The following is a 10339-nucleotide window of genomic DNA, read 5'->3' as shown; positions in this document are numbered from 1 at the left end:
TATCGCGACTTCGTACTGAGTCGCTTCCGTGGCGTGCCTGAGTTGATGGATGATCTCTCAGGCAACACCCGCGAAGCAGATACTGCCTGGAACACCCAAGTTGCCGTGATCATTGAGCCAGACTCACGCTTGAAGCCGGAACAGCGGGCAATCGTCGAAGCGGACTACGGCATGATCGACGGGCAACTGGCAATCCAGACCCGAGGCGCGTTGGTGCAATACGTGTTGCAGCGTTACCAGATCGACCCGACCAAGGTGCATGCCAAACCCACTGCTCAACAGATTGTGGTCGGTAACCTTGAGCAACTGCAGCAGTGGTTTTACAAGTAACCCTAGGATCACCCATGGCAACCCAACCATCGATGTACACCCTGTTTATTCAACTGGAACCGCTGCAGATCGAGCCGCCCGTATGGCGTCGAATTCGGGTAAACAGCGATTGCACGCTACGCAAGCTTCACCACTTCATCCAGGCGGCATTCGGCTGGCACAGCTGCCACCTGCATGAGTTTCAGGTTGGGCTCAATCGTTACACGCCACTGGACCCGGAGTTTGCCGACCTGCAGGACGATGCCCAGGATGATCGACGTATCAAACTGACAAAAGCGTTCAAGCATGTTGACCGTGTACGCTACACCTATGACTTTGGCGACAGCTGGCAACACGTGATTGCCCTGGAAGCACAGGAGCCAAGCAATGTGTCCGGCACTTGGTGCGAGGTACTGGATGGTGCAGGCGCTTGTCCACCGGAGGACGTGGGTGGCGTGCCGGGGTATCAGGACTTTCTGCAGGTGATTTCCCAACAGGGCAGTGAAGAAGCCAAAGAGGCGCTGGCTTGGGCCGGGGGGCACTTCGATCCGCGACTATTTGATTGCAGAGCCGCAAACGCTGCGGTTCAACGCATTTGCAACAACCTCTGGGGCTAACGCGGGTGGCTGCCGGCTACTCCTCCGGCAGCGTCCTGCACAGCGTCATAAAGAAACGCCCCGGCTGGCCATCCACCATCTCGACGTAACCTTCACGCCGCTCCCTGCACCAACCTGCATCCCAATCAGCCGCAAACCGCCTAAACTCAGCCCCCTCCTCGCACTGCACGAGAAAATCCTGCCAAGCAGTATTCAGGTGTCCGAATGGCAAATCCGGCACCGTGCCAAGCGGATCGAAAACCCGTTCTCGAGCTTCGATTTCAACCACGGAGAGAGCCTCCTGCAGATGCTGTGAAGTCACAGCGAATTCTGGCATAGGGGCTGCTGGCTTTAACGGTCGATCCACCAGAATAAGCAGGAGCAGCAACGGCCAAATCAGGCTACTGATCAGAATCAGGGGTAACCAGCGCCGCTTCGAAGTTTCCAGTCTGAGTCAAGGGCCTGAGCTGCCGGCTCGGTTTCCGGAGGTTCTGAAGAGTGAGCCCGCGCGCCACGGATGCTGAACCCAATCCCGACCAGCAGGCCAATGCCGAGATACCAGTAGAGATAGGTCAATCGTCCACCTCCTGCTGCGTGCCTGGCCTCGGAAACACCGTCAGCGCACCCACGCCATATCCCTCTGGCGCGTTGGGGTTATCCGATACGCCGTTGTGCTTCTCCGTCGAAGCGACAAGCACACCACGCTCAAAGTCGAGCAGCAGATCACGCTAGTAGACACTCGCATAACCAGCATGCACGTACTTTAGCAGTTTGCCACGTGGCACCCGGACTCGACCAGAATACCAGTGCGCGAATACCCGCTCCGGATACCCCGGGAACACCGACGCCAATGACGCATCAGTTCCATCGCTCAACCAACCCTGGATCGCGATCAGGTAAAGCCTGTCGTCCAGTAGTTCCCAGGTAGCGACATAACCACGAATAAGCGCGGTTGAGCTCGGCTCGAACTCAGGATACGCACCACCCAAGCGAAAGTAGGTGCCGAGTGGAGCGTCACACATGGTTAGCCGCTCACCCTGATAGAAAAGCAGGTCACCGATCTGCGCAGTCATCAGGCCTCCTGGGGTGGGTCAGGTAGTTCGGGTACAGAGAATGCCGCGGCACCGAGCAACAACGCCACGGCGAACATGAACAAACCCATTCCCCAGGACACGGTCACACCGAGCCAAAGCCCATCGTGGCCAGCTGCAGCATAGTGACAGCCCTTATGCCGATGCGCTCGAAGCAACGCTGGCCCGGATGCGTTCGATCACCTTATCCCTGAACTCCGCATGTCCATATTCAGCACGCGGGTGTGCTATGCGGTAGCAGGTGGCGCCGGCCGCTTCGAACTCCCAGAGTTTGCCCGGAACCAGCTTGTCTTTAGCGGTCTGGTATCCGCCGAAATGATCATTAAACAGGCTCCGAATGAGCCCATCAGCGCCTTTGATGCCCGATGCGAACACAATGAAATCCGGCTTGAAACGACGAATCTGCGCAGCAAGCAATTGCTGTGACGTTGATGCGATCTCATTGAACTCGCTAGCTGGGCGATTTCTTGGGCTCTTCTTGTCGTAGTCCCAGGCAAACAGGTTCGCGTAGATCATTGCTCTGGGGTCCAGACCCAGCTCCCTAGCCAGCCGGAAGTAATACTGCATAAACCGGCTTCTGGACGTATCGACGACCTTGTCGCCCTTCAACTCGAAGTGTTTTCTGAAGCGTCTGAAGGACTCGTTTACTACCTCCGATACCGAAACACCGCCCAACCCCGCTGCACGCTTGATAGTGTTTTTGTTGTTATCGGTATTCCAACCTGCAGTCTCCCGCCCAACCAGCATGACCTTGGTCTTTGCCGTCCAGTACTCATCAAAGGGGTCAGGCAGAAATACGCCGGGGTACTTATCCTCATCCAGATTGAATCTATCAATCTGCAGCCCCTGCAGAATGCGCGCGTATTCCTGTTTCAATGCATCCATTAGTTACGTCCTCTATCCATGTGCGACATCATCTATAGCCAACCATTCGATCCGCATGCTTCCTGCGTCAATGTACACGATACCGTTTTGCCAGGGAGCCTGATAACACTGCGCGCGATACTGAATGAAGCTATCCAGCAGCTCCATCAGATACAGCTTGACCCCTGATTCGCCTGCCTGAGCGAACCAATCACCTTCGGTCGACCAGGACGCGTGACTCAATCGAGCCTCATCGTCGCACGCCGCAAAGCGCACTTCACCGCAGATATCTGCAAGCTCGGGAAACTGCCGGAGCAGCATCCCGAGGCGCAGGGATTCCAAGCCTGGATCAAACTCGGCTTTAAGAAGGTCCATCGGAAACGCTCATTCAAACGACGGTCTACACGTAGCCGGGATCGGCAGGTACCTCGCTCAATACGGCATGTTGAAACATGACAATTTCAAGCGCTCTGAGAGCTGAAACGGGATACCCCATTTTCTCGTTGATCGATGCATGGAAAGCCGGAAAGCGAGCATCCCTATGCAGATTTCTGAGCAGCTCAAGGTAGCCTTGATACTCGCGTACATTATTCACTCGATACTGGTGCGGCGCCTTCTGGTAAAGGAATCGGTATATCCGGGAGTCCCAGATAGCAAAAGTATCTGGACACAGGAAGTGCAGCAGTTTTGATGCACCGACAACCGAGCGATTAACCAACCCGGCCAACTGGGTGATCGCCTGGTCATTCAAACGCCCCTCACTCCGAGCCGTATTCAGCAGCACAGCTGCATCATCAACACCAAACCCATCGGTAGCGTGCAACTCGAGGATCGTCGGCATCCAGCCATAGACCATGTGCGCGGCGCAGGTAACATCAGCACCAGCCAGCCGTTCCCGCTCTGAAAACCACGAAATCAGGTGCGGATAGGACCTAATGTAGGACTGACTCCGATCGATTTGGGTATGTTTCTCCAGCTCAAAAATATCGCGCATATGTCCCCCCTCCCAATGACAATTTTGTGCTCTGACGCCATGTTCACCACCAGTGATCACCAGCCAAGGTAGGTCTCTCGCGCGACCTTCCGCTGCGCTATATCCATACCCTCTTCATAGCAGGCAGGAATACTCGTCAAGTCTAGTGCAATCCGCGTAATCACATCTCGCAACTCCAGCTCTTCCAACCACCGCTCGGGGATAGCCTGTGGGCCGAAAATCAAACCCAACAGGTTGCCAGCAATCATCCCGGTGCTGTCGCTATCGCCACTGTGGTTTACCGCCATGATGATGCCATCCTCGAGGCTCTCGGCCGCCAGAGCGCACCACAGCCCGATAGCCAGTGCCTCCTCTGCCACCCAACCACCACCCAACTCGGCAATGCGTTCAGGGTTGGGTCGCACGCCCTGCTGGTGCAAACGCAGTATGTATTCGATCAGCCTGCGAGTTTCCTGCATGCCGGCTCTGCCGCCATGCGCTTGCAGGGAAATCACCGTCGCTTCAGCCAACGGCAGAGTCTGGCGCCACAAACGGTTCAGAATGTCGGCAAACAGCCCGGCAGCCAGATAGCCGGTAGGATGGCCATGGGTCAACCGGGCTGACTCGCTGGCTACATCGAACGCATTGAACAAAAAAGCGCAGGGCGCAACACGCATGACACCCCCGCAGCCCTTGCTGTCGTTCACCGCTGGCTCGCCGAACACCCGACTGTCCATCAGTGCAGACAGGCAAGTGTTGCCCGGTGCACGCCGTGACCACAACTCAGTCTGCTCGATCAACCAGCCATCACCGCACGGGCTCAACGCCGGCTCGACACCCTGGGTAAGCAGCCAACGCTGGAGTGAGTGGTGAATAACCGCTGGCACGTGGCAGCTACCGGTTTCGTGCTGACGTACGAAGGCCCGCAGCAGCCCCTCTGCGGTAAACAGCATCATCTGGGTGTCATCGGTCACGGCACCGCGCCGGCCATAGATCGGAGCCATGGAACGAATGCCCCAATTACCAAACCCCCGACGAATTTCATCCCACGACATGAACTCGACCCGCGCTCCGAGCGCATCACCGGCGGCACCTGCCAGCAAGCAGCCGACCACCCGCTCGGCGGCCAACGATAACCCCGCAGGAATCGTCTGGCGTTGGGATCGAGCTTGCGCGGCTAAGCTCCACAGCGATTGTTTACCACAGACGTCGTCATCGCCAAGGCACGACAGCTCCATGTCTGTGCGCGTGAAGGCACCTGATTGAGACCAACACTGCGTATATGCCGTCATGCTGCGCTCCTTTGCATTTATCTGGTGACAGCATAACGACAGCATGCGACGATTTATGTCGCAGCCATCAAGCAAAAGGATTTGTCATGAGCAAACACGATACCGTGCAGCGCCAATTGGCCTTGCTGAGTCTCATCCCTCGCGCGCCAGGCAAACGGGACACCGGGACGCTGTGCGAAAAGCTAAAGGAAGAGGGCTTTCAATTCACAGAGCGCACGTTGCAGCGAGACCTGCAAAACCTCTCGGCCCGCTATCCGTTGGTCTGTGACACCTCCAGTAAACCCTACCGCTGGCAGTATGTAGCGGGGTTTGCGAGCGACCTGCCGGCGATGGATACCGCAGAGGCTCTGGTATTGGTCATGGCCGAACAAAGCCTAGCCGAAGTACTCCCACCATCCGCTTTGGGTCATATCAGGCACCGCTTCGCTCGCGCCCGTCAGCATCTGAATACTCTTCAAACCAATGATCTGGCGCACTGGGGCAAGCGTGTTGCCAGCATTCCAGAGGGTAAGGAGCTGATCGCCCCTATGGTTGCACCGGGGATCTGGGAAGCAATATCCGACGCCCTGCTCAACCAGTACGCGATTGATGTCGATTACCTGAACCGCCATCAAAAGAAGCTCAAACACTACACCGTTCACCCGCAAGGCTTGGTAATCCGTGGGCCGATCAGCTACGTACTGGCGACGATTGATGACCATGACGATATACGACAACTCGCCCTACACCGATTTCAAACCGTCGCCCAGAGCGCCAGGCCATACCGCCCAAGCCCCGGTTTCAGCATTCAGAGCTATGTGCAGGAAGGCAATTTTGGCTATCCCATAAATGCACAACCCGTAGAGCTGATTGCTGACATCGCCAGCGATCTGGCCTGGAAACTGGCAGAGACCCCTGTCAGCGAAGACCAGCAGTTGTCCGCCCCCAATATAGAGGGTCGAGTCGAGTTGCGCGCAACCGTGCCTAACGACAAACAAACCCTGTGGTGGATACGCGGACTTGGCCCTGCCTTCCATGTGAAGCAGCCTGCCGAGTGGCGAGACGCCCTGGCATCAGACGCGGAAAAGGTTCTGGCTTACGCAACGGCGAATGGCTACAAGGCCGCCGAGGAGACAAAAGCATGAACTACAAGGAGCTGAAACAACGCCAACGCGCCGAACGCCATACCCACAACGAGAACCTCGCCTTGCGCATCCACCGCTCGCTCAGCTGGCTCAACCGCGCCGAGCAAGCAGAGGATCTGGACGGACAATTCATCTTTCTGTGGATCGCGTTCAATGCGGCCTACGCCACGGAAATTGACGAACGCCTGCGCCTTAGCGAACAGGAAACCTTCAAAGCGTTTCTCAACAAACTCTGTCAGCTAGACCAGCACAACACACTGGAGAAACTGGTGTGGCAGGCTTTTCCAAACAGCATCCGAGTACTGCTGGACAACCCATATGTGTTCCAAAGCTTTTGGGACTATCAGAGCGGCAAGCTCACGCACGATCAATGGCAGCAACGCTTCAGTGCCGGAAAACACAGAGCGAAAACGGCGCTAGGGTCAAGAGACACAGCAACCGTGCTCGCAGTGGTATTCAGCCGGCTCTACACCCTGCGCAACCAGCTGATCCACGGCGGAGCGACCTGGAACAGTCAGGTCAATCGAGGACAGATACGTGACTGTGTTGCCATTATGTCCCAGTTGGTTCCACTGGTGATCGAGATCATGCTGGATAATCCGGATACCTTGTGGGGTGATGCGAGCTACCCTGTTGTAAACGCATAAAAAGTCACCAGTAACCATCTTCAGACAATCGCCCCTCTCCGATTGCCAGGCTCGCAATACGTCTGACAAGGCAGGAAAAGGCCATTGAACCCAGCCATTTCGGCTACACGGACCACCTGCGCCCCAACCACCTCACCCTCCGAATACAGCTTACTGCCTACCGCTCAAGCAAGGCGTCGCAAGCTTGCGACCTCCCAGCATTCGCCAACAACCACAGATACTTAAAGCACCCCGTTGAGCAGAGAACGCTATGCCAATGGGGCAAGCGCATTCAGCCAAGAAGCGATGCGCTGCGACTTGATCTGGACTGGTACAGCTGCTGCCCAGTCTGCGGTAACGGAAATATCCGTAAGGCAATAGGCACACCTGAATCAACCCACTGATTACTACAGCACCGCGCAAGCACCGGCACTAGCTATTTAACCAATACGAAAAAGGCAATGCATCATGACCACTACATCCAACGCTGTACCCAACCCTATCGAAGACGCTATCGAAAACGCGCTCAAAAGCTCGGGCAAAATCAATATCATCATCGCCGGCAAAACCGGTGTTGGCAAAAGCACGCTGATCAACAGTGTATTCCGTGGAGACTTGGCAGAAACAGGCTCAGGCCGCCCAGTCACCCAGAGAACCGAGGAAATATCCAAACCCGGCCACCCGATCAGCATACTCGACACTAAAGGGCTTGAGCTTAAGGACTATAGCTTCATTGCCGCTGAGCTGAGATCGGTAATCGAGCAACGCTCCAGCTCTGAAGACGAAAACCAGCACATTCATGTTGCCTGGCTCTGCATCCATGAAGATGGCCGACGTGTCGAAGATGCAGAAATTGAACTCTGCCGGCTGTTTACTGAGAAAAAAATCCCCGTGATCGCAGTCATTACCAAGTCGCGCTGCGATCAGGGTTTCAGCAGCGAAGTCAAAAAGGCCCTTACCTCGGTCGCCGCAGTCGTTTCGGTCAGAGCACTGGCTGAAGTGATGGATGACGACGGCGGCGAAGGTATTCGCCTGCCACCGAAAGGTCTGGATAGTCTTATTCAGGAAACCGCAGCCCTGCTGCCAGAAGCCAAGCAGCGCGCCTATGCGAATGCCCTAAGCTCACGCCATGCTGCCGCAACGCGGATCAAGATCAAGCAGGCAGAAAAAGAGGTTGCGATCGCAGCTACCGCTGCAGGTGCACTAGCCGCGGTACCCATTCCGTTTTCCGACGCGATTGGACTGGTACCGATTCAGGTCGGCATGCTGGCCAAAATTGGTATTACCTTTGGCATGGAGATCAGCACCACCGCGCTAACAACACTGGTCACCTCCACTCTGGGTGCAGGCGCAGCGACTTTGATTGGCCGAACGTTGGTGACGGGTCTGCTAAAGCTGGTACCGGGGGCTGGCAGCGTTGTCGGCGGCACCATCGCTGCCGCCACGGCCACGACACTTACCAAAGCGCTGGGGGCGGCCTATATCTCGGTACTCACCCAGTTTATAGAGCAAAACCCTGGCAAAGAACTGGACATGTCATTGATTGCCCATGAACTGAGAAAACGGGTCTCCATGTAACGGACTAACGCCCCCGCGAAGCCTAACGGGGGCCACCCCGAGACACGAACAACGTGCCTTGTCAGGAGTCGATACCCTGCCAGCGTCCCTGATCACGCCAGTACCGCAAGCTCTCCCCCAACTTTTTCAAACCCGCACACTCGAGCGTATAGATGCCCGTCGCGGTTGCCCGCGCACGCGTATCGACCTTTCTACCCGCCTTGGTCTCATGCTGAAGCGGCTGAGCTGCAATCAGCAGCTTGGTCGCCTGAGTACCACCCGCATGGAGCCCAATACTATCCAGCTTGTAAATAATATCCCCGTCCTTGCGTGCGTCTCGTCCCAGGTAACCACTCTTGCACTCGACCAGCAGCAGCCGATTTCGATGCATGATGAAAGTATCAATTTCGTTATCCTGACCCTCCTTGCGATGAGCCCGATCACCAAATTTCAGGCCCGACTGCACAAAGTCCAGCCCCTGCTGAGTCGCGATGTACCAGACGTACTCTTCCAGCCAGCCGCCTGTCAGGTAACGGGCACTATCGCTGCGCACCGTATGGTACTGGCCATCCTCCCCCCCATCCAGCACCCCCGCTTCGATCAGCAGAGTCAAGGCAGAGCGCCATTGGCCACCCGCACGCTCAATCCGCAGATGCTGTAACTGACCCGCATCTGCATCAAGACTCCGATTGAAAAGCTGGATCAAGCCACCCAGAGCCTCGGCGTTCTCGGCCAGAAAACGGGTAGCCTGCTTTCGCGCGACCGCGCTCTCACACCACTGCTCACGGTCAGAGTCTGCCCGGCGCTTCAGCTTGCCCAGTGCGTCCAGATACAGCTCAGGAGTCAAGACACTTTCCAATTGCTTGGCGCCTGATTCAGGGATCAGCTCTTCGATCACACCATCACGGGTTTCGGTGTAAATAACCCGGTCACGATCCCGGTACAACACATCCCAAAAGGCTAGCGCCATCATCTTGGTGCCTCCAGTTGCATGCCAAGTCAGGCGCGCATCCGGATAAAGCTCCCCCAAGTCATCACGCAACCCCATCGCAAATAGCCTGATTTCATCATAAGGGTGTGTCGGCAACGCCCCGCGCACCAGAATCTGAGATGGAGAAAATCCCGCCTGCTCAAGCGTATGCGAAAACGCCTGCGCCGCTTCGTGCATATCGTCGCTATGAACAAGACAGATCGTCTCGGGGCGTTCCTGCAGCAACGGAATCAAATTGGCCAGGGGCTGGCCAGTAATAATGCAGACGTGAAGGCTATGCATGCCCATACCGCTCCTTTAATCAATGTCACACATGAGATGGCAATATCTCATGCTGGCATGCCGCGCCTGCCGGGGCCAAGCGCTAATTGACCGCAAGCTTGGCAGCTCTCCATCAACCTCGATTTCACCGGATACTGCGTGCTAATCACAAAGGAGATCGCAATGAGCAAACTTTGCCAAGGACTAAACCACCTCGACCGTATAACGGCCCGCCTGATCTACGAACAGCGACTGGCTGAGAATCGGCCTGCGACACGTGACGCCAAAACTCGCGCAGTCGTGCCGAGTCGGTGGATAGCGAGTGGCTGGACAATCTGGATCCCGAGTGTCTGGAGTCGTTGATGGGTGGCCCGGACGACAGCTGCCTGGAAAGCGGTTACTGAGCAAACCGCTACAACCAGCGCCTGCCAAACGATATAACAGACCTGCCGATACCGCAGTGGCCGCCTGATTCAGCGCGTTCGGTTACGACCCCAGACTGTAGGGTGAAGCCCGACAACGCGCCGAAACTTAGTCGTATTCCGGTATGATTGGCCAAGCGACTGGGACAATTTCACGCTGGAGATAGATCAAATTTTAATCAACTTTTTGATCAAAAAACGATCAGCATTTTACCATATGCAAGCTGCTGATT

The 10339-nt window shown here is 56.1% G+C and carries 11 protein-coding genes and 1 pseudogene; 5 read left to right on the top strand and 7 right to left on the bottom strand.

What is annotated here, in order from left to right; translation table 11 throughout:
• Together BM116_RS17285 and BM116_RS17280 are read left to right on the top strand one after the other, a co-directional pair.
• Window positions 1-330 (top strand): annotated as a pseudogene (locus tag BM116_RS17285) (WYL domain-containing protein); the annotation flags it as partial.
• Between the two features lie 14 nt (window positions 331-344).
• Window positions 345-926 (top strand): plasmid pRiA4b ORF-3 family protein, encoded by a 582-nt coding sequence (locus BM116_RS17280; protein WP_090475288.1) that lies wholly within the window; start codon window positions 345-347, stop codon window positions 924-926.
• Between the two features lie 16 nt (window positions 927-942).
• Here the strand turns inward: BM116_RS17280 and BM116_RS17275 are convergent, their stop codons facing one another.
• The 6 genes from BM116_RS17275 to BM116_RS17250 form a co-directional block, all read right to left on the bottom strand.
• Entirely contained in the window at window positions 943-1194 is a 252-nt protein-coding gene (locus tag BM116_RS17275; protein ID WP_139057010.1) for a hypothetical protein, read from the bottom strand.
• A 439-nt stretch (window positions 1195-1633) separates the two neighbouring features.
• Window positions 1634-1978 carry a hypothetical protein gene (locus BM116_RS17270; protein WP_083728506.1) on the bottom strand — a complete coding sequence of 115 codons (345 nt, stop codon included), beginning with the start codon at window positions 1976-1978 and terminating at the stop codon, window positions 1634-1636.
• Window positions 1979-2131: 153 nt separating this feature from the next.
• Window positions 2132-2881 (bottom strand): hypothetical protein, encoded by a 750-nt coding sequence (locus BM116_RS17265; protein ID WP_083728507.1) that lies wholly within the window; start codon window positions 2879-2881, stop codon window positions 2132-2134.
• Window positions 2882-2893: 12 nt separating this feature from the next.
• On the bottom strand, window positions 2894-3235 hold the full coding sequence (locus BM116_RS17260) for a hypothetical protein (protein WP_090475285.1): 342 nt from the start codon (window positions 3233-3235) through the stop codon (window positions 2894-2896).
• 25 nt (window positions 3236-3260) lie between these two features.
• A complete protein-coding gene (locus BM116_RS17255) occupies window positions 3261-3854 on the bottom strand; it encodes a hypothetical protein (protein ID WP_083728508.1) in 594 nt (197 codons plus the stop codon).
• 56 nt (window positions 3855-3910) lie between these two features.
• The gene (locus BM116_RS17250; RefSeq protein ID WP_083728537.1) at window positions 3911-5071 is read right to left on the bottom strand and encodes an ADP-ribosylglycohydrolase family protein; all 1161 of its coding nucleotides are present in this window, start codon (window positions 5069-5071) and stop codon (window positions 3911-3913) included.
• A 140-nt stretch (window positions 5072-5211) separates the two neighbouring features.
• On the opposite strand from BM116_RS17250, the gene BM116_RS17245 reads away from it, so the two are divergent.
• The 3 genes from BM116_RS17245 to BM116_RS17235 all read left to right on the top strand — a co-directional run bounded on the left by BM116_RS17245 (window position 5212) and on the right by BM116_RS17235 (window position 8453).
• On the top strand, window positions 5212-6249 hold the full coding sequence (locus BM116_RS17245) for a helix-turn-helix transcriptional regulator (RefSeq protein WP_169847305.1): 1038 nt from the start codon (window positions 5212-5214) through the stop codon (window positions 6247-6249).
• Complete coding sequence (locus BM116_RS17240) at window positions 6246-6896, top strand: HEPN domain-containing protein (RefSeq protein WP_083728510.1); 651 nt, start codon at window positions 6246-6248, stop codon at window positions 6894-6896. Before BM116_RS17245 ends, BM116_RS17240 begins: the two co-directional genes overlap by 4 nt.
• A gap of 447 nt (window positions 6897-7343) precedes the next feature.
• Window positions 7344-8453 carry a YcjF family protein gene (locus BM116_RS17235; RefSeq protein ID WP_083728511.1) on the top strand — a complete coding sequence of 370 codons (1110 nt, stop codon included), beginning with the start codon at window positions 7344-7346 and terminating at the stop codon, window positions 8451-8453.
• Window positions 8454-8514: 61 nt separating this feature from the next.
• Here the strand turns inward: BM116_RS17235 and BM116_RS17230 are convergent, their stop codons facing one another.
• Entirely contained in the window at window positions 8515-9705 is a 1191-nt protein-coding gene (locus BM116_RS17230; protein ID WP_169847306.1) for a Card1-like endonuclease domain-containing protein, read from the bottom strand.
• Window positions 9706-10339 lie beyond the last annotated feature (634 nt).

The organism is Halopseudomonas pachastrellae, assembly GCF_900114765.1.
Taxonomy (GTDB): Bacteria; Pseudomonadota; Gammaproteobacteria; order Pseudomonadales; family Pseudomonadaceae; genus Halopseudomonas; species Halopseudomonas pachastrellae.
This window is presented reverse-complemented; position numbering and strand designations above follow the sequence as displayed.